Origin of the sequence: Vibrio sp. E14, from assembly GCF_020515785.1 — a bacterium.
GTDB classification, from domain to species: domain Bacteria; phylum Pseudomonadota; class Gammaproteobacteria; order Enterobacterales; family Vibrionaceae; genus Vibrio; species Vibrio diabolicus.
Genome location: NZ_JAHPJI010000001.1, coordinates 984,235 through 1,004,160 on the forward strand (window position 1 = coordinate 984,235; position 19,926 = coordinate 1,004,160).

18 protein-coding genes are annotated in these 19,926 nt (G+C 45.2%); 10 read left to right on the forward strand and 8 right to left on the reverse strand.

Going from position 1 to position 19,926, the window contains the following annotated elements; genetic code table 11:
• Nucleotides 1–6: 6 nt before the first annotated feature.
• From LIX84_RS04225 to LIX84_RS04245, 5 genes are all read left to right on the forward strand, one after another.
• Nucleotides 7–1,347 (forward strand): MFS transporter, encoded by a 1,341-nt coding sequence (locus LIX84_RS04225; protein ID WP_005394568.1) that lies wholly within the window; start codon nucleotides 7–9, stop codon nucleotides 1,345–1,347.
• 124 nt (nucleotides 1,348–1,471) lie between these two features.
• A complete protein-coding gene (manA, locus tag LIX84_RS04230; protein ID WP_226420722.1) occupies nucleotides 1,472–2,689 on the forward strand; it encodes a mannose-6-phosphate isomerase, class I in 1,218 nt (405 codons plus the stop codon).
• A gap of 354 nt (nucleotides 2,690–3,043) precedes the next feature.
• Nucleotides 3,044–4,306: a hydroxymethylglutaryl-CoA reductase gene (locus tag LIX84_RS04235; RefSeq protein WP_226420723.1), complete on the forward strand. Its 1,263-nt coding sequence runs from the start codon at nucleotides 3,044–3,046 to the stop codon at nucleotides 4,304–4,306.
• Nucleotides 4,307–4,712: 406 nt separating this feature from the next.
• Nucleotides 4,713–6,281, forward strand: a complete 1,569-nt coding sequence (locus tag LIX84_RS04240; protein WP_226420724.1) for a DUF1800 domain-containing protein — start codon at nucleotides 4,713–4,715, stop codon at nucleotides 6,279–6,281.
• Between the two features lie 9 nt (nucleotides 6,282–6,290).
• Nucleotides 6,291–7,616, forward strand: a complete 1,326-nt coding sequence (locus LIX84_RS04245) for a DUF1501 domain-containing protein (RefSeq protein WP_226420725.1) — start codon at nucleotides 6,291–6,293, stop codon at nucleotides 7,614–7,616.
• 86 nt (nucleotides 7,617–7,702) lie between these two features.
• On the opposite strand, the gene LIX84_RS04250 is transcribed toward LIX84_RS04245, so the two are convergent.
• Nucleotides 7,703–8,797: a ketoacyl-ACP synthase III gene (locus LIX84_RS04250; protein WP_005394577.1), complete on the reverse strand. Its 1,095-nt coding sequence runs from the start codon at nucleotides 8,795–8,797 to the stop codon at nucleotides 7,703–7,705.
• A 162-nt stretch (nucleotides 8,798–8,959) separates the two neighbouring features.
• Here LIX84_RS04250 and trxC point away from each other — a divergent pair, with 162 nt between their 5' ends.
• Together trxC and LIX84_RS04260 are read left to right on the forward strand one after the other, a co-directional pair.
• Nucleotides 8,960–9,394, forward strand: coding sequence for a thioredoxin TrxC (gene trxC / locus LIX84_RS04255; RefSeq protein WP_085343773.1), 435 nt, complete (start codon nucleotides 8,960–8,962; stop codon nucleotides 9,392–9,394).
• A 176-nt stretch (nucleotides 9,395–9,570) separates the two neighbouring features.
• Nucleotides 9,571–10,731, forward strand: coding sequence for an MFS transporter (locus LIX84_RS04260; protein ID WP_104972631.1), 1,161 nt, complete (start codon nucleotides 9,571–9,573; stop codon nucleotides 10,729–10,731).
• Between the two features lie 48 nt (nucleotides 10,732–10,779).
• Here LIX84_RS04260 and LIX84_RS04265 read toward each other — a convergent pair whose 3' ends face one another.
• Nucleotides 10,780–11,169 (reverse strand): nitrous oxide-stimulated promoter family protein, encoded by a 390-nt coding sequence (locus LIX84_RS04265; RefSeq protein ID WP_226420726.1) that lies wholly within the window; start codon nucleotides 11,167–11,169, stop codon nucleotides 10,780–10,782.
• Between the two features lie 13 nt (nucleotides 11,170–11,182).
• Nucleotides 11,183–11,692, reverse strand: a complete 510-nt coding sequence (locus tag LIX84_RS04270) for a GNAT family N-acetyltransferase (protein WP_226420727.1) — start codon at nucleotides 11,690–11,692, stop codon at nucleotides 11,183–11,185.
• A 136-nt stretch (nucleotides 11,693–11,828) separates the two neighbouring features.
• Here LIX84_RS04270 and LIX84_RS04275 point away from each other — a divergent pair, with 136 nt between their 5' ends.
• Nucleotides 11,829–12,020: a DUF2986 domain-containing protein gene (locus tag LIX84_RS04275; RefSeq protein WP_226420728.1), complete on the forward strand. Its 192-nt coding sequence runs from the start codon at nucleotides 11,829–11,831 to the stop codon at nucleotides 12,018–12,020.
• 53 nt (nucleotides 12,021–12,073) lie between these two features.
• Here the strand turns inward: LIX84_RS04275 and LIX84_RS04280 are convergent, their stop codons facing one another.
• Together LIX84_RS04280 and LIX84_RS04285 are read right to left on the reverse strand one after the other, a co-directional pair.
• Complete coding sequence (locus LIX84_RS04280) at nucleotides 12,074–14,245, reverse strand: TonB-dependent receptor (RefSeq protein WP_226420729.1); 2,172 nt, start codon at nucleotides 14,243–14,245, stop codon at nucleotides 12,074–12,076.
• Nucleotides 14,246–14,333: 88 nt separating this feature from the next.
• Entirely contained in the window at nucleotides 14,334–15,071 is a 738-nt protein-coding gene (locus tag LIX84_RS04285) for a siderophore ferric iron reductase (RefSeq protein ID WP_226420730.1), read from the reverse strand.
• 420 nt (nucleotides 15,072–15,491) lie between these two features.
• Between LIX84_RS04285 and LIX84_RS04290 the strand changes: the two genes are divergently transcribed.
• Nucleotides 15,492–16,823 (forward strand): anaerobic C4-dicarboxylate transporter, encoded by a 1,332-nt coding sequence (locus LIX84_RS04290; protein ID WP_005394592.1) that lies wholly within the window; start codon nucleotides 15,492–15,494, stop codon nucleotides 16,821–16,823.
• Between the two features lie 88 nt (nucleotides 16,824–16,911).
• Here LIX84_RS04290 and LIX84_RS04295 read toward each other — a convergent pair whose 3' ends face one another.
• Nucleotides 16,912–17,400 (reverse strand): LabA-like NYN domain-containing protein, encoded by a 489-nt coding sequence (locus LIX84_RS04295; protein WP_226420731.1) that lies wholly within the window; start codon nucleotides 17,398–17,400, stop codon nucleotides 16,912–16,914.
• A gap of 117 nt (nucleotides 17,401–17,517) precedes the next feature.
• Here LIX84_RS04295 and LIX84_RS04300 point away from each other — a divergent pair, with 117 nt between their 5' ends.
• Complete coding sequence (locus LIX84_RS04300; protein ID WP_012842228.1) at nucleotides 17,518–17,958, forward strand: DUF4174 domain-containing protein; 441 nt, start codon at nucleotides 17,518–17,520, stop codon at nucleotides 17,956–17,958.
• Nucleotides 17,959–17,971: 13 nt separating this feature from the next.
• On the opposite strand, the gene cobA is transcribed toward LIX84_RS04300, so the two are convergent.
• The gene (gene cobA, locus LIX84_RS04305; RefSeq protein WP_226420732.1) at nucleotides 17,972–18,730 is read right to left on the reverse strand and encodes a uroporphyrinogen-III C-methyltransferase; all 759 of its coding nucleotides are present in this window, start codon (nucleotides 18,728–18,730) and stop codon (nucleotides 17,972–17,974) included.
• A gap of 172 nt (nucleotides 18,731–18,902) precedes the next feature.
• A complete protein-coding gene (locus LIX84_RS04310; RefSeq protein WP_005394601.1) occupies nucleotides 18,903–19,754 on the reverse strand; it encodes a formate/nitrite transporter family protein in 852 nt (283 codons plus the stop codon).
• Between the last annotated feature and the right edge of the window lie 172 nt (nucleotides 19,755–19,926).

Genomic DNA, 19,926 nt, shown 5'->3' on the forward strand with positions numbered 1-19,926 from the left:
CTCAAGATGTTTGGATTTTTACGTTCACCTAAATTTACTCAACCGAGTCTGAGCAACGAGCAAATCGACCAGCGTTACCGCCATTGGCGTTTGCACATTATGTTGGGGATGTACATCGGCTACGCAGGTTTCTACTTTACCCGTAAGACCTTTAACTACGCCGCACCAGCGATGATTACCGACCTTGGCTTAGATAAGGGCGATTTGGGTCTAATCGGTACGCTTTTCTACATCACCTACGGCTGCTCGAAGTTTATTTCTGGCACGATTTCAGATCGCTCTAACCCTCGTTATTTCATGGGGCTAGGCTTGATTGCTACAGGTCTGGTCAACATCGCGTTCGGCTTTTCTAGCTCACTCGCGGCTTTCATTACTCTGTGGATCTTAAACGCCTGGTTCCAAGGCTGGGGCTGGCCTTCATGCTCCAAGCTGTTAACCACTTGGTATTCACGCTCCGAGCGTGGCTTCTTATGGGCGATTTGGAACACCGCACACAACGTTGGTGGCGCGCTGATCCCTATTTGGGTGGGCTATTTAACGTTGCACTACAGCTGGCGTGAAGGCTTTATTCTACCCGGCATCATCGGTGTATTACTCGGTCTATTCGTTTGTTGGCGATTGCGCGACAAACCCACAACAATGGGCTTACCAAGTGTCGGACAATGGCGCAACGACGCACTAGAACTTGCGCAAGAAAATTACGGACGTGGCCTCACCTACCGCGAAATTCTGAAATCGTACGTATTTAACAACAAATACATCTGGCTGCTCGCGTTCAGTTATGTGTTGGTTTACATCGTCCGAACCGCAATAAACGACTGGGGAAACCTGTATTTAACCGAGCAGCATCACTATAGCCTGATTAACGCCAACGCTGCTCTGTCGATGTTTGAAATCGGTGGTTTTGTTGGTTCATTGGTTGCGGGTTGGGGCTCAGACAAACTCTTTGGCGGTAACCGTGGGCCAATGAACTTGCTGTTCGCGATTGGGATTTTCTTATCTGTCTCTGCGCTTTGGCTGATGCCTCTGACCAACTTTGCATTCCAAGCGGCGGGATTGTTCTCCATCGGCTTCTTTGTCTTTGGGCCACAAATGCTGATCGGTATGGCGGCGGCTGAGTGCTCTCACAAAGATTCTGCAGGCGCGGCAACAGGATTCGTGGGCTTGTTCGCCTACATGGGCGCAGCATTGTCTGGCTATCCACTGGCGTTAATTCTTGAAGAATATCATTGGACGGGTTTCTTCATCACCATTTCAGTTTGTGCAGCCGTCATTGGCCTTTTGTTGCTGCCATTTTTGCAAGCGCAACCATCACGAAAACCACTCGAACCAAAACCTCGGTTGTAAATCGACTTATCGCCCTTCGGGCAAATTGGCGAGTGACCTAACCGCGCTCGCCATCCTTATTTAACGTATCTCTGCTCAATTTTTCTTCCGATTCAGTTCGGAGGGTTAACTATGGGAAAAATTCATGAATTTGAACACTATTTCATCGCATAGCTTCTTTCAAATGAACAACAAAATCCAAAACTACGCTTGGGGAAGCACCTCTTCTATTCACGATTTGTTTGGCTTTTCTAACGAAACGAATGAGCCTCAAGCAGAAGTATGGATGGGGACTCACCCAAACGGCTGCTCTGAAGTTCAGATTGAGCAAAACACGCTGCCTTTGTCTGAACTGATCAAACAAAACCAACCCGCTTACTTATCAGCAGAAACCGCAGCGAAATTTGGCGACCTGCCCTTTCTGTTTAAGATCTTAGCGGCCGAACACGCACTGTCGATTCAAGTTCACCCAAGTAAACAAGATGCTGAAATAGGTTTCGAAAAAGAGCAAAGTGCTGGCATCCCACTAAACGCGAGCCATCGTAACTACAAAGATCCAAACCACAAACCTGAGTTGGTATACGCACTGACAAGTTACCAAGCCATGAACGGTTTTCGCTCGTATGCCGAGATTATTGAGGCATTTAGCCTTTGTGATATCGATGAGCTACGCGCGCCATTAGATGCATTCAAACGCGAAATCAACTCACAAGGTTTGCGAGATTTCTTTGTGCACATTCTGACCATGGAAGGAGAAACAAAAGAGCGAGCACTGAAACAGCTTCTTGCCCACGCTTCACGTCAATCGGAGCAAGGCACTGACAGCGACGTTTTCCAGCTCATCTTGGATCTATCCACTCAATACCCCGGCGATGTCGGCTTGTTTGCGCCATTACTGTTGAATGTCATCACGCTGCAACTTGGCGAAGCGATGTTCCTGAGCGCAAGAACGCCACACGCTTACATTAAAGGTACGGGATTAGAGATCATGGCGAACTCAGATAACGTTTTGCGTGCAGGACTCACGCCGAAACATATGGATGTTGAAGAACTGGTTAAATGCACAGACTTTGTGCCTAAGCCGTTTAACAGCCTTATTCTTGAACCCAATGCAAATGGTTGCCAGAGCCTTTACCCCGTTCCAGTGGCAGACTTTAGTTTCTGCATTCTAAACCAACCGAACAATGAAGTGGTTGAGGCAAACAGCGCAGAGATTTTGATGGCGATTGATGCCGACCTGACACTCATCAGTGATAACGGTGAGACGTTAACCGCCGCGAAAGGACAATCGGTATTTGTTCCTGCTTACGTTGGCCATTACCGTATTCAAAGTGCGGGATGTGTGGCTCGCGCCTTTAACTAACTTCTGAATAACGGATTCAAGCTAGCGTCTGACCCAAGGGACTGGGTTAGACAATTTATTCCTCTCATAGATTGAGCCTGTCCGGTTTTAAGACACTCATTCTTACACCTTATCGACTCAAAGCCGCTGCGGTCTAAACCATCTAAGTTCTCTGAGAACCATAGATTCCTCTATTCACTGCAACATTCATTGTCAAAACCCATTTATTTCCGGTAAATTCGCCGCTCCAATATCAAATCACTTGGATAATAAAAGCGCTTGCACAGTGGTATTTGTTGCAAAACGTATAATCAACGTTGTAATCAAAGCCTCAATCACTACAATCTTTGGTTCGATTTTTCAGTTAACGTTTGTATGCCGAAGTTAAACCAAGATAACCCTGTTCAAAGCTCCGCCCTTTCCGATATCGAAACCAGCAGTAAGATTCAATCGGCATTAGAACCGAAGTTTCACAAGCCAGAGAAACGTCTCTGCTTAAGCCCTGGCCTATCGGATAAGCATTTGGCGCGCCGTTGGCAAGTATTGGAACACGTGACCAATAAAGATCATCTTCTTGATCCTTTCACACAGTCACATTGCGACGCTTACTCCAACAACATCGAGCACTTCATTGGTACTGTCAATGTGCCGGTCGGCATCGCAGGTCCTTTACGCGTCAACGGTTTGTATGCGAACGATGACTTTTTGGTTCCGCTCGCAACGACAGAAGCCGCGTTAGTCGCTTCCTACAACCGTGGCGCAAATCTTATTACCGCCGCTGGTGGCGTAAGCGCATTGTTACTGAGTGAAGGGGTGAGCCGAACACCAGTGTTCGCCTTTAATAACCTTGCAAGCTCTGGCCAGTTCGTCAGTTGGGTTGTTACCCAGTTTGAAGTATTTCGTCAAATTGCGGAATCCACCACCTCACATGGCAAACTCAAAGATATCAATGTAAATATCGAAGGAAACCACGTTTATTTGGTCTTTGAATACGTGACCGGTGACGCTTCCGGACAAAACATGGTGACCATCGCAACAAACGAAGTGTTCCATCATATTTTGGCGACCAGCCCAATCAAACCAACTCAAGCATTCTTGGATGGCAACTTATCAGGCGACAAAAAACCAAACGCGCACACGCTGCGCTCGGTACGCGGTAAGAAAGTATCCGCCGAAGTGACCATTCCAGCAGAGTTGGTGGAAAAATATCTGCATACCACGCCGGAGTCTATGGTTCAATTTGGCAAAATGACCACGGTGGGCGGTTTACTCAGCGGGACAATTGGCGTCAACGCGCATTACGCAAACGCTCTTGCCGCGCTGTACATTGCTTGCGGTCAAGATGCCGCTTGTGTTGCAGAGTCTGCCATTGGTATCACTCGTATGGATGTGGACGCTCAAGGCAACTTGTACGCGTGCGTAACCTTGCCAAACATCATGGTGGGAACGGTTGGCGGGGGCACTGGCCTTCCTACGCAAAAAGCATGTTTGGATATTTTAGGTTTGCACGGCAACGGCAAAGCGAAAGCCTTAGCCGAAGTCGCAGCTGCGCTTTGTCTGGCTGGCGAACTCTCGATTGTTGGCGCATTTTGTGCCGATCACTTCTCCCGGGCTCACCATAAACTTGCTAGAAAATAATCCTTTTACTTTGTACACGAGAACACCCATGCGGTTTTCTCTTGTGCCAATAAAACAACTTTATTTATTAGCTCATAAATTAGTTTAAGTTATATTGCAGACTTAATGATTGCATCACTCTCACGTTGACCGCATTATTGCAGTATCACCACACATTCCTCGCTATATCACTGTTTGACCCTATTCTCACGCGATATTAAATATCAGTACGTTACCTAAATAAGTATCAAAAACATCTAGCACTAAAGTACCAAATTCATAGATTGAGTTTTTTGTTAGTCACTTATAGAGACTATACTCGTTCCTGCAGCTGCTTGATTTTCCTAAATTTATTATTTAGCTCAAATGAGCTTAATCACTCCCGTTAAATGGATTTAAGTCGTTCCCTCGGGTAAGCGAGTTAACTATGAGACGTCAGAAACAAAATGAAATCTCTTGTTGGGTACTAGGGTTGATTATCTTATTACTAAGTTACGTCCCTTCAGTACCAGCAGAAATGGAACTAACGCCCTCCGATCAAACCGTTGCGCGTTTCCTCTATCAGAGCACTTTTGGGCCAACATCAACATTAATTGATGAGGTAGAAGAAGTCGGGATGGAAAGTTGGATATCTCAACAAATCCACCTTCCTGCCACCTATCATCAACCGCTCTATCGGACACCTTTTTCCAAAGGCGCACAATCCAATCGAGAAAACGCTTGGTATCAAATTGTTATTACTGCTGATGATCAACTCAGACAACGCATGGCGTATGCATTAAGCCAGATCTTAGTGGTCTCTCGCTATGGCGGTGTTCTTTCCAATAAGCCCACTGGTCTAGTCGACTACTATGATGTATTGATTGCTAACGCTTTTGGCAACTACCGAGATTTATTATATGACGTTTCCATTCATCCTGTTATGGGCAGCTATTTGTCCATGCTCGGTAGCGCAAAAGAGAACAACACGACGGGGGCATTACCTGATGAGAACTTCGCTCGAGAGTTGATGCAGTTGTTCACCCTAGGCTTGTATGAACTGAATATCGATGGCAGTAAAAAGCTTGATCGTACAACGGGTAAGCCTATCCCCACATATACCCAAACGGATATTCAAGAGCTCGCTCGAGCATTAACTGGGTGGAAAAATGCCGATTTAGCGTTTGTTGAACCGATGCGAGTCATCAGCCACCGACACGATGGTGGCGAGAAACGATTGCTTGGTAACACAATTCCTGCTGGTTTAACTGCGCAAGAAGAGCTTTCAAAAGTGATCGATATTTTGATGTCTCATCCAAACATGGCGCCGTTTGTTTCTAAGCTACTTATCCAACGTTTTGTAACTTCGAATCCAAGTCCGGAGTACATCGCACGTGTTGCTTCGGTATTCAATAACAATGGCAAAGGAGAAAAAGGAGATTTAAACGCGGTCATTCATGCCATCTTGCTCGATTCTGAGGCTCTAGGCATGACAGATACCCCGCCAATAAAAGTGAAAGAGCCAATACTGGTCCTAACTAATTTTCATCGAGCAGCGGGTTTTACAATCAAATCTACACGTTACGAAGACGCTACTACGATGATGAATATCGCCAATCAAGGACCTCTTCGTTCTCCTTCCGTATTTAATTTTTACTCTCCTGACTACCAACCATCTAACGAGTTTACGGAGTCTGGTATTAGCTCTCCGGAGTATGAGCTACTGAACTGGTCTGTTTATACCGATTTGGTCAACTATATGTTGACCAGCACTCGCAGAGGCGGCGGTGATTCCTACACTCTCGATCTCGGCGAGTTTTATCTTCTTTTGGATGATCACGATGCCTTAGTCGAGCTGGTTAACGCACGCTTCTTTGCTGGAACGGCCTCGGCGGAATTAAAAAAACTCATGCTCACCGTGTTAGATGAATATCGTGAGGACTATGTGCCAACAACAAAGCTCGCCTTGGTGATTTTTACCGCCATTTCCGGCGATGAATTCTATATTCAGGATTAGGAGTGGATTATGGATATTTCACGACGACATTTTATAAAAAGCACTGCATCGATGGGCGCTTTAGCTTCGCTTGGTCTACCGGGTTATTCTCTCGCGGCGCCATCTAATGACTTTCGAGCATTAATATGTGTCTATTTAGCAGGTGGAAACGATGCGTTCAACACTGTACTGCCGTTGTCTGACGCGCACTATAACCAATATGCCAAAGTCAGAGGGGCTCTTTCTGTCGCCAAAGACGACATACTCCCTATCAATTTGCGTACCACCGATGGCTCGGATAACCTAGTAGAACTTGGCTTACACCCCAAACTAAAGGCGCTGTCTTCAATTTTCGAACAAGGCGATGCCAATATCGTGCTCAATAGCGGCATTCTCAACCATCCCGTTACAAAACAAGCGATTGAGCTAGGTGAAGCGTCACTTCCCGAGCAACTGTTTTCCCACAATTCACAAACTGACGCTTGGTTACTTGGTGGTATGCAAGAATCTAGCAACTTGGGTTGGGCAGGAAGAATGTTGGACGTATTAACTTCTGAATCAGAAATAACCCCGCTATACAGTGTGCACGGGAACTCGCTTTGGTTACGCGCGATGGAACACCGCCAAACCGTGCTGAAAAAAGACCGTGCGGTTCAGCTTACCGCGATTGATAACCCGCTATACAAGGGGATCTATGACCAACTGCTTTCTCATCAAACAGAGAATCCGTTTAGTGGTCACTTTAATTTGATGGTTGATGAGTCGATGATGATGAGCCGCGTGCTAAGCGAGCAACTCAATCATATTGATGACGCGCCGCTGTTCACCTCATCAACACTCGGCAAGCAGATGCAAACCGTCTATAAATTGATCGCAAGCCAAGATGTGTTAAAGCAACAACGACAAGTCTTCTTCGTTAAACACTCTGGCTACGACCTACACGATTCTCAATTAGTTCGACACCCCGTACTACTCGAAGATCTAGCGACTAACCTCTTAGCAATGTATCGTGCGATTACGCGGTTGGGGCTAAACAAGCAAGTCACCTCTTTTACAATGTCTGACTTTGGTCGACGGATGACAAGCAACGGTAACGGCACCGATCACGGTTGGGGTGGTCATCAACTATTGATTGGGGGCGCGGTGAATGGTCAGCGACCTATCGGCACATGGCCTGAACTAGTATTGGGTGGTAACGATGACTATTCTCAAGGTCGACTCATACCCCAAATTGCAGCTGATCAAGTGGGCTCAACCCTCGCGCAATGGATGGGCGTGAGTGATAACGCGGCATTGGAATACGTGTTCCCGAATATCCGCAATTTTGCTAGCTCAAACCTTGGTTTTATGGCTTAAGCTGCTTTAATGAGCTCTTAATTAACGTGTCATGAAAAAGGGAGCATTTACGCTCCCTTCTCAATATCATTCCCGCTGAGTGTCCGTTACGCTTCGTCGCGACGGCGCTCGTTACACAGCTTAATGGCACGCTCAAGTAATTCTAGCGCGGATTGCTCACATTCAGGCAGAGCCGCATCACTTTCACCAATTGGCGTTACGCGGTCACCCCATTTCAATACTGCCGCCCCCCATGTCAAACCTGCACCAAATGCAGCAAGAAGCATGTTATCACCTGGGTTAACTCGGCCTTGCTCTACCGCTTCACATAATGCAATTGGCACCGTCGCTGCAGAAGTATTACCGTAGTTTTGGATGTTCACAAACGCTTTGTCGTGTGGGATCCCAGATAGGTCACATAGGGTTTGAATAATACGAATATTCGCTTGATGAGGAATAACAACGTCGATTTGGTCGGTAGTTAACTGTGATGCTTTAAGCACGGTTTTCGCAGCTAGCCCCATGCCTTTTACCGCACGTTTGAAAATTTCTTGTCCTACAAAATTGAAATCCCAGTAACCGTTGTCTTCCGCAAAGCGATCCATACAAGTACCAAACTTTGGCACGGATAGAATATCGCGACCTTTAGCGTCACAACCAATTTGAGATTGCAGTAGACCCGTTTCTTTTTCTGTTCTTGATAACACAACGGCGCCCGCGCCATCACCAAATAGAACAGCGGTATCTCGCATGGCCCAATCGATGTAGAAAGACAATCTTTCCGCGCCAATAATGATCGCGTTGCGATAGTTACCTGATTGAATCAAACGTGTGCCCGTTTCAAGGCCGTAGACAAATCCCGTACATGCGGCATTTAAATCAAAGGCCGCCGCAGAACGAATGCCCAAGTTCTGCTGTATTTTAGATGCGATGTTTGGAATAAGTGAATCCGGAGAACAAGTCGCCACAATGATTAAATCAACGTCGCTTGCGTCAACGCCCGCGCGCGCCAATGCGTGTTTGGCAGCAACGGTTGCCATGTCTGAAGTATTTACATGGCTAATACGGCGGTTTTCGATACCGGTGCGGGTACGAATCCACTCATCTGAAGTATCAAGGAAAGTGCTAAGATCATCGTTAGAGAGCACGGCAGGAGGTACACATTTCCCCCAACCTGTAATTTCAGCGTAGTAATTTGTCATCGCAGACCTATTTATTGTTGTATTTTAATAAAATTTCTTAGAACCTTAGGCTCAAATACAAACCTGCTCTGCGTTATTTCGGCAGGTTAAAAAATAAGTATACAAATAATGAGGCTGACTGGTAAGTCATGTTTTCATCAATACGTAATTAAGGAAGAAGTCATGTCATCGTTTAAAACTCGCTGCCCTTCATGCGGCGGTCTGAATCGTGTCCCTAATGAGCGTGTTGCAGAACCTGCAACTTGCGGTAAATGTAAAAGTGCACTTTTTGATGGCGCGCCTATCGAGGGAACGCAAGATAACTTTTCTGCTCTATTACAAAGTGATACGCCTGTTGTCGTCGACTTTTGGGCCCATTGGTGTAATCCGTGCGTCGGTTTTGCCCCTGTTTTCTCGGATGTCGCTCATGAACAAGCAGGAACGGCTCGTTTTGTAAAGATTGATACAGAAGCACAACAAGCGCTCGCTGCACAATTTGGCATTCGAAGCATTCCTACCATCATGGTTTTCAAGAACGGTCAACGCGTTGATATGATCAATGGTGCGCTGCCTAAGAGTCAGTTTGATCAATGGTTAAATCAAGCACTTAATAAGTAATCCTCCACGCCAACCTCACTGGTAGGTTGGCGTTTTTATGCAACTTATCGACCTATCTATTTAACAAATATTATTTGTCGAAACGACTTAAATTAATCATTTTACTTGCCTAACTATTAGCCTCATATTCGCGCCGAATAACCCATAGATTTCATTTAACTTATAGGCGCAAAACAGTGGAAAACACAGTCGTTCCTGCAGCATCACCACGAGTTACAGTTCCAGTCGTCGCACTGTCTCTTTATGCGGTGGCTTCGGGCTATTTAATGAGCTTGATCCCTCTCATGCTCGGTGAATACAACATCTCAGCAGATTATGCGAGTTGGTTGGCGAGTGTTTTTTATGGCGGCTTATTGGTTGGCGCGATGTTTATTGAACGTGTCGTGCGTCAAGTTGGTCACCGCAAAGCGTTTATTGGCTGCTTAGCGGCATTCTCGCTAACGATTGTCACGCTACCCATTTTTGCTAATGGGTTAGTGTGGCTTGCTGCTCGTTTTATCGCAGGTATTGCCGTTGCGGGCGTTTTTGTCATTGTTGAATCTTGGCTAATGTCTGGCGACGAAGCATCACGTGCAAAACGTTTGAGCTTGTACATGCTATCGCTTTATGGCGGTTCTGCATTAGGCCAATTTGGCATTGGTGTACTTGGCGTAAGTGGCGGTGTTCCGTTCATTGCAATCACAACGCTGATCCTAATGGCGATGTTGGTGCTGATGTTTATTGAGTGTGAACAACCAAACAGCCATGAATCAACCGCTTTGTCATTTAAGCAAATTGCCAAGCTAAACCATGCTGCAATTATTGGTTGTGTTGTATCAGGTTTGACCTTAGGCGCGATATACGGATTAATGCCTGTTGAGCTAACTAACCGTAAAATCAACCATCAAGACATTGGTACATTGATGGCACTAGTGATCCTAGGTGGCATGTTGGTTCAACCAATGGTGACCACATTGAACAAATACATGAGCCGCACAGTGCTAATGGCGTTCTTCTGTATTTTGGGTATTTTTTCGATCGGTTTGACCTTTATTTCATCGTCAGCCGTGGTATTAGCTGCTGCTTTATTCTTTTTAGGTGCAGCTACTTTTGCCTTGTACCCAATTGCGATCAACTTAGGTTGTGAAGGACTTGATGAGCGCTTTATTGTCTCTGCCACACAAGTCATGCTGTTCAGCTACAGCATTGGCTCTGTTGCTGGCCCGGTTGTGGCTGATAAATTTATGGGCCAAGAACATGGCTTACTAGGCTACTTGTTTGCCGCTTTGGTTGCGACTGGCGTATACATGCTACTTGCAGCGAGCAAAACTAAGCAGCGTATGGCCGCTGGCCTCTAACCACGCAACTTCTACTCAACGAAAACGAGGGCATGTCGCCCTCGTTTTTTATTCTTCGCTTTTTTGTTTAGATAAACGTTTGTGACGGTTTGACGCGTTCGCTACAGGTTTTTCCGGTACCGCGCGCTTTTCATGAAGTAAATGACGAACCGCCAAGATGGGATGTTTCAGTAGCATTCTGGGGCCAGAGTAACGCATCACCAAACGCATTTGCTCTTTCGGATCCGGTTTATAACAGTGAATCGGACACTTGTTACACGTCGGTTTATTCTCTCCATAAGGACAGCGGTCAAGACGAACTTCTGCGTATTCAAGCAGCTCACGACATTCTGAGCACAAGTCACTTTTTGTTCCATGGTGATCGTGACAGTAAACCTCTACCATGGCTTTTACCGTCTTAAATTCAGTGGCGAGCTTGCCAAGTAAAATATCGCTCATGAGCTTCCAAAAATCACAACGTCATTGTGTAAAGTTCTAACGTTCGACCATTATCGTATTGCTGCTCAACTCGTTCAAACTCAAAGCCCAGTTTTTTGAGCAAACTTATACTACGAATATTGTCATTGTTGGTGATGGCAGCCAACTTATCGAGTTTCATTCTCTCTCGAGCATATTCCAGCACCGCGGTTGCCGACTCGACTCCGTAGACGCAACCATAAGCAGAAGGTAAAAAACCATACCCAAGGTCGTAGTGTTGCAATGTGTCACGTTTAACTAGCCCACAAATACCGATCGGTTGTCCATCGTCTTTTTTCTCTACTACGAGTAAACTCACACCTTTAACTTTTTGCATGCGTAGCATGTTTTCTTTTATATAACGCGCCGCTTCATATTCAGTACGAATTTGTTTATCTCCGACAAAACGGTAAAAGTCTGGGTGGTTATAAAGTTCTAATATGAATGGTGCATCATCTACACTCACAAGACGTAATATCAAACGTTCAGTGATCAGTGTTTTCATTTTGACTCCATTAAAACGCGAGAGATGATTGGACATAGAAACGTACTTGAATCTTGCGACCGACGTAAGGGCTTATTTAGTTGTAACTTGATAAAAAAATAACTATCCTGCCCCGCTAAATTAAAGGACCACCACCATGAACCGCAAGAAGAAAATCAATCAGATCTTAAAAGCGAAGCAGAAGAAGCATAACGCTAAGCTACATAAGAGCAATAAGCCGCGTTATATCTCCAAAGCTGAACGTGCAAAAATGGAAGCTGAAGAGCAAAACCAAGCTTCGGAAAGCACGGAAAATGTTGTAGGCACAGTGCCGACAGATCAAGCCTAAAAGAAAAGCCGCTTTATGCGGCTTTTTTGTTTATTGTACGGAGAGAATTGACTTTAATATTCAACACTGTAGTTCAGTGTGAATGTGCGACCTCTTCCTTTGTAGTCGTAAGCTGCTGCATCGTAGTGTGCCGCATAAAGAATCTGCGCACGTTGACCCCAAGCGGTTGTGTAGTTTTCGTCAAATAGGTTTTGAATACCAAAGCCTAACTGCCCAACAGGTAGTGTTACATTACCCAGAAGATCAAACGTGGTGTAGCCCTCCAACTTATTGTTGGCGTCATCTTCGTAATCAAACATCGTCTGACTTTGTAGACGAATCGAGTACGAATCTTGGTAGTATGCAGCCCATGCATTAGCCTTAGACGTACTGGCTTTACCTGCGCTCAAATCTTCCCATTTACCATCGGTTTTCAGCTCAGAAACTACGTAGTGTCCTGATGCCCCTAACAGGATATCGCGGGTCACCCAGTAATTGATGTTTGCTTCTGCACCGTAAACACGCTGCTCGTCGTCAACATTCGTAATCAACAACGTTTTTCTATCATACTTGATGGAGTTGTCGGAAAGCGAGTAGTAGCCTGCCGCCTGAAGCGCAAGAGAGTTGGTATCAAGACGGTAACCGATCTCATAGCTGTCCGTTTTAATACCTGACATTTTTGAGTCAGACACATTAATGCTGTTGTTCAACGCATAGTGCCCGTTTGCATCCACAGCGTCATAGCTGCCTTGACCATAGTACTTCGCAGGGTCAGCAAGTTCGAAACCTTGGGAGAAGTTTGCCCAAAGTTGAGATTCATCATTAAGCTGATAAATGGTGCCCAAATTAAACAGACTTACAGAGTAGTCGGTGCTGCCACCCGGTACCGCATCCGCTGACACCCCCTTACCCGAGGCAATCTTCTTTTGTACGCTATAGGCAACAAAGTCATCAATCTTGTTGTCCATGTATTGATAGCGGTAGCCTGCTTGAACGGACCAATCTTGATTAATTTGATAGTCACCTTGAACAAACATTGCGTAAGACGTTACATCTACACCTGGGTAACGACCAACTTCGGCGTACGTTTTATTAATCAAGTTTCCAGAGTTGTTTGCAATGCTTGGTTCGAATAGAGCTTGATTGCTCTCAAAACGGTCTAAATACGCATCAACACCATAAACAAGGTTGAATGATTCCCAGTTTTTTGCCAGTGCCAAACGTCCAGCAAAAACCTCTGTCTTTTGCTGAGAAGCACCTTGGTAATAAGGAGTAAACGTTTGGTCTTCACTTCGGTAAGATAACTCGCCAATCAGTTGATGGCCGAATACGCTGTCGTGAGCGTAGTTCGCGCTTAAGAGAACTCGCTCTGTACCGTGTTCACGATCGGAATCGAATCCCTCTCGTACATCAACAAATTTATTGTTAACAATGTACAAGCCGTATGGCGAATCTTGCTGGCTGTCATAGTATTGTGCGAGAAGGTTTAACTTGCTGGCTTCGGAGATTTGAATCTCTGTCGATCCCATCACATCAAGCGTCGAGTTGTATTGCAGAGAACCTTGGGAAATATCTGGGGTGACAATGTCGCCATTTGCGTCAAATGCACCTTGTGTCTCGGTGTACACAACCGAACCCCTAGCGGCAATTCGATCGTTACCACCGGAAATAGACTGGGCTAATTTGTAATCAAAATCGTCGCTGCTGTTAAAACCTGTAGAGCCACTGACATACGATTCAAATGACAAGTCATCGGAGTAAGCTTTCTTGGTGATAATGTTGATAACACCACCTGTAGCGCCAGCACCATAAATGGAGGTTGCACCAGATAGTACTTCAATTCGCTCGATGTTGAATGGGTCAATCGCATCAAGCTGACGACTAATTGGGCGAGAAGACTGCAGTGAGACACCATCAATCATCACCAACATCGCTCTGCCACGCAGGTTCTGGCCGTAGTTAGTTCGACCACCCGTACCAACGTCTAACGAAGGAATGGTTGCAGAAAGAATGTCACCAAGTGTCTTGCCCGCGCGATATTGTTGGGCAATTTCCTCTTGCCCTACAAACCAAACCGTTCCTGGAATATCAGAGATCGATTTCGGCATCACACTGCCCACGACCACCATTTGTTCATCACTTGGTGTTGATGTTTGTTGAAGTTCTTCCGCAGCTATTGAGCTAACTGCGTATCCACTGCTCATCGCAAGTACGATGAGATTAAGAGAAAACGTCCTTTTTATCATTGTATTTATCTTTTGTTGTCAACAAGAGCATGCAATGATACTTATTCTCACTCTCAAATCGAGCACTGTTACATAAGTTAACCAAATGTTAATTAGGATTATGCTTGCTCATAAACTGTCGATTTTTTTCTAAACGAGGACAATCTTCACAAAGCTTTCTGCCTTCACACTTATAGACTAAACAACAGCTTTTTCTGACCAATTTGAGCGGCTGATCCAGTGACGTCTCATAAAGTGAATGACTATTGTTGGCATCTAAACCCAATGCCTGTAACCACAAGATGGCATGCTCACGCAATGTCGTGTTGGTCATTTGCGGAAAACGCTGTTGAAGACGAATCAAACAAGCCATGATCCCATCCGACATCAATTGATAAGTGAAACCTGGGCGAATGCGCGTCCATTGACTCATTTCTTTTTGGTAGAAATCGAACAACTCTCGAATTTGACGTCCGGCCTCTTTTATTAATTCTTCTGGCTTACCATGTATATGTGTTTCGTCAGCGAATCGATATCCAGACACAAAACAAGGCTTGAGGTGCTGCGCCATCTCACAAATGTTTGGCAACGTGTGGAAACCGTAAATAGAAATGAACGCAACATAAACAGGCTGCCAACACAACAAATCCCACGTTCTCGTCAACCAATACGCTTTCCCCGCTTCCGGATGAGCCTCAGACAACTGTTGGTAAAGGCCCTGAATGATCGGATTGATATCGTTTTTGATATGAATAACTTCTTGCCCTATTTCGCCAATATCACCGTGAAGGTAAGGCGTAATCTCACTCGAAGTTTGAAATAGTTGCGGGAAAAATTGCTCAGACATGATGGTTTATTTTTGGTGTAGTCATTCTGACACCTTTATACCCAAGCACCAATCGCAATGCAAACTATTATCTTTTGTGTTCGCATGGCAAGAGCCTATTCTCATGTGTGGTTTATGTCTCTATTTTCAAGCTCTTTGCGCCTGTAAGGTCTGGTTACGTATGCGATGAATAGCAACAAACTCTTAAACCTCTTCGCATTTAGCGCTGACATGATCGCAAAAATACACAGCATAAAAACACCCTGATAAAACTGTGTTAACAGTTTCCCTGTGTAGCGTGAGTTATTGCCAATAATTGAATATTGCTGTTTCTTATCCAAAGGAGTGTGAACAACATGAAGTATTTTCTTTCTGAATATCGGGACAATGTAATTAAGTAATTTGGCTATATAGCCCCCTGTTTTGAATAAGGAAATCCACATGTTGTATCTTGAGTTTCTATTTTTGCTCGTGATGCTGTATATCGGCTCACGTTATGGTGGTATAGGCCTTGGGGTCGTATCTGGTATTGGTTTGGTGATTGAAGTCTTCATCTTTAAGATGCCACCAACCTCCCCTCCTGTCACCGTTATGTTGATCATCTTAGCGGTGGTAACATGTGCATCCATTCTTGAAGCGGCTGGTGGTTTGAAATACATGCTGCAAGTTGCCGAACGTGTGCTTCGTAAAAACCCAAAACGCGTCACCCTGATCGCTCCTTTTGTTACTTACTTTATGACCTTCTTGCTCGGTACAGGTCACGCGGTTTACTCCATCATGCCAATCATTGGCGACGTTGCACTGAAAAACGGCATTCGTCCAGAACGTCCAATGGCAGCCGCTTCCGTCGCTTCGCAAATCGCGATTACGGCCTCTCCAATTTCAGCGGCAGTGGTTTACTACTTGGCCCAGCTGTCCGATATTCAACACGAGATCACTCTGCTTTCTATTCTGCTCGTTACTGTTCCAGCGACGCTATTCGGTACGTTGCTGATGTCACTTTACAGCCTAAAACGCGGTAAAGAACTGGAAGACGATGAAGAATACCAAGAGCGTTTAAAAGATCCGGTGTGGCGTGAAAAGATCCTCAACACCACTGCAACGTCTCTTGATGAAGTGCTACCAACAAGTGCTCGTAACTCTGTGTTGCTGTTCATCGCTTCTATCTTGGTTATCGTCGTTATCGCGATGTGGCCGGACATTCGTACCATCGTGGATGGCGCGAAACCAATCAGCATGGCCGTTGTGATTCAAATGATGATGCTCTGCTTCGGCGGTATCATTTTGCTTGCAACCAAAACTGACCCACGTGACGTACCAAACGGCGTAGTATTCAAATCAGGTATGGTGGCTGCCATTGCTATCTTCGGTATCGCTTGGATGTCAGATACTTACTTCCAATACGCAATGCCTCAGTTCAAATCTGGCATCGTTGAGATGGTAACCAACTACCCTTGGACGTTCGCGCTTGCGTTGTTCATTGTATCGGTTGTGGTGAACTCTCAAGCAGCAACGGCTCGTATGATGCTGCCTGTTGGTCTTGGCTTGGGTCTGGATCCGGCACTGCTTATCGGCCTAATGCCTGCGGTATACGGTTACTTCTTTATTCCGAACTACCCTTCAGATATCGCGACAGTGAACTTCGATACGTCAGGTACCACTAAGATTGGTAAGTGGTACTTCAACCACTCATTTATGTCGGTAGGCTTGATTGGTGTGATTGGTGCTTGCTGTCTGGGCTACTTGTTAGGACAAATGATCATTCCTTCATAATTAGCCAAATCAACAATAAATTAGAGGCGAGTCATTGTACGTTAGCGTACAGCCTGAATGACTCGCCTTTTCTTTGTCACGTTAGTGATTACAATAAGAAGTCATCATCAATCGCGACAAAGTTATCTGCACAATCAATCAGAGTTTGGGATGTTAGCTTAGGCACACCATAAACGGTCACCGTTTTATTGAAGCGCTTCTGAATTCGTTCCACCAGAAGACTAAAGTCCCCATCTCCAGAAACGAGAATCACTTCTTCAACTTCAGGGGCAATTTCAATCGCATCAAGAGTAATACCGACATCCCAGTCGCCTTTCGAGCTGCCGTCACGACGCTGAATATAGGGTTTAAGCATTACCTCGAACCCAACACCGCGTAAAATGTGATGAAACTGACGCTGTTTTGGATCGTTACTCGCGATGGCATAAGCACGGGCACTCACCACCTCTTTCCCTTGTGTGGCAACATACCAAAACTGGTTGTAATCAAAATTACTGCGATACGCTTCGCGACAGGTGTAATACACATTCTGTACATCAACCAAAATGGCGATCTTTTGTTTTCTTTCTGAATTCATCTTTTCTACGCTTGTTTTATTTGCTGCCTACCCTAAGTCAGTTTTGGAAAAAGCACAATGAGCCAATTCCACTAAACTTAACGTATAAACGGTATTTGGGTTTCTAGGGGAACTGTCATGGGCGGAAAGTTACTAGTGATACTACTTTCTTGTATCTTGTCATCGACAGCATTCGGTTATCCAGCACATTCAAAGTACTGGCCGCATCGGAGTGTGCTTTACTTCGCTCCAGAAAACGATGAATACGTTAAACAATTCTTACTAGAAACACTCATGAATGAGTGCGAGTTGGAAGACAGAGACGTGGTCACATTAGTCATTACAGAACAAGGTTACACGTCTCCAGCTTGGCTCAAAGAAGAGTTTGATTTGAAAATGCTTGCCAAGCTGTATGAAATTGAAAAAGGCTCACATACCGCAATTTTACTTGGTAAAGATGGCCAAGAGAAATACCGATGGGGCGCAGAAACGGATTGGCCATTTATCAACAACTTGATTGATCAAATGCCAATGCGTAAGCAAGAAATGCAGAGACGTCATAGCCCCTGCAAAATCTAACCATTAGACGAACTTATTTTCTAAACCAGTCTAGTTTGTTGTGCAACTGAGTCACGCTGCCAACGACGATCAATGCTGGACTGATCGCCTTCTCAGCCAATTCAGAAAGTTCGTTCAGTTTTCCTTGGAACACGCGCTGCTCTGGACGCGTACCATTTTCAATAATGGCGCATGACATCTCTGGATCTAATCCATGAGTGATCAGGTTATCCATGATATGACCGCTTTGCTTCAAACCCATGTAGAACACAAGTGTGTTGTTAGATTGCGCTAGTGAATGCCACTCAATTTCTCGACCGTCTTTTTGCACGTGACCCGTAATAAATTGAACACTTTGCGCGTGGTCACGATGCGTTAATGGAATACCCGCGTAAGCTGTTGCACCCGCCGCAGCGGTGATCCCCGGCACCACTTCGTATTTGATGCCATATTCTGAAAGCTCTTCTAACTCTTCACCGCCGCGTCCAAAGATGAAAGAATCACCACCTTTTAGGCGCACAACGCGTTTACCTTCTTGTGCTTTTTGTACCAAGATTTGGTTAATTTGATCTTGAGGTACACAGTGAAAGTCCAGTTTCTTGCCTACATAGATCATCTCAGCAGATGCGTGAGCCAGTTCAAGAATGTCTTTCGACACCAATCGGTCATACACCACAACTTCAGCCACTTGAATGGCTTTCAAACCTTTGACCGTCAGCAAGTCTGGATCGCCCGGACCTGCACCAACTAAAGAAACAAAGCCGCTGTTTAAAGATGAGTTCGCAGTAGTCATATCAACGCCTATCGGAAATTTGGATATAAAGAGTAACACTCACGTTATTAATTTAAGGTTTAAACTACCCCAAGGAGTTATTACTTTTTATAGCCAAATCAATACAATATCTATTGAAAGTTAAATGAGTTGAATAGCCCTACCCGCAAAAGATAGGGCCATATAAAGCGGTTTATTTTGCGATTGCAGGTTCTGCTTTTACTTCTTCTTCAACTACGTTGATAGAAGGCGCTGTTTTCGCATGAGTTAGATACAGTGGCAGACAAGTCATTACGAGACCACCAACGATGTTACCTAAGATGGTTGGGATAAGGTTGAAGTTCAACCAAGTCGCGATACCAAAATCCGCACCTAAGATCATACCCAGTGGGAATAGGAACATGTTTACCACGGTGTGCTCGAATACTAGCGCGAAGAAGATGAAGATTGGGAACCACATCATCGCTACACGACCAGATACTGAACGTGCCGTCATGTTGCCGATCACGCCTAGGCACACCATTAGGTTACAGAAGATAGCGCGTACAAAACACGTGATCCATCCGTCCATACCCATGTTTTCAAAACCAAGGCTACGTGCGGTAGAAACTGCCACAAATTTCTTCGCTACTGCGTTCAGTTCTAGAGAGAAGTTACCGGTTAGTGAGATAGCCACTAGGTAAGCCACAATTAGAGAACCGATAAGGTTACCCAAGCCTACAAGACCCCAACAACGGAAGATACGACCCCAAGTGATACCAGGACGGTTTGCAAACTTAGCCAAAGGAGCAAGACCAAAAACACCTGTGACAAGGTCGTAACCCATCACACTGAGAATCACAAAGCCCACAGGGAAAACAAGCGCCCCCACAAGGCCAATGCCCGTTTGTACAATCGCGGTAATAGCAACCACCACTGCAAGAGACAGAATAACACCTGCCATCGTGCCGCGAAGCAGAAGATCTCGAGTGCTGGTATTAATTTTCGCTTCACCCACGTTGATCATGGTTTGCACGAATTCAGCAGGTTTAAAGTCTGTAGACATGAATGTGTCCTTATTCAAAATTGAAAGTTAAAAAGTTAAAGATTGAATAGAGAAAGGCTTCCCGTTGACACCCACTGCTGTCGACATCATCTCGCTTCCCTGTTCCCCAAAGATGACGCTTGGAAAGCCTTTGTCTATTGAATCTAAGTACTCAGTGCATTCCCTCCCCTTA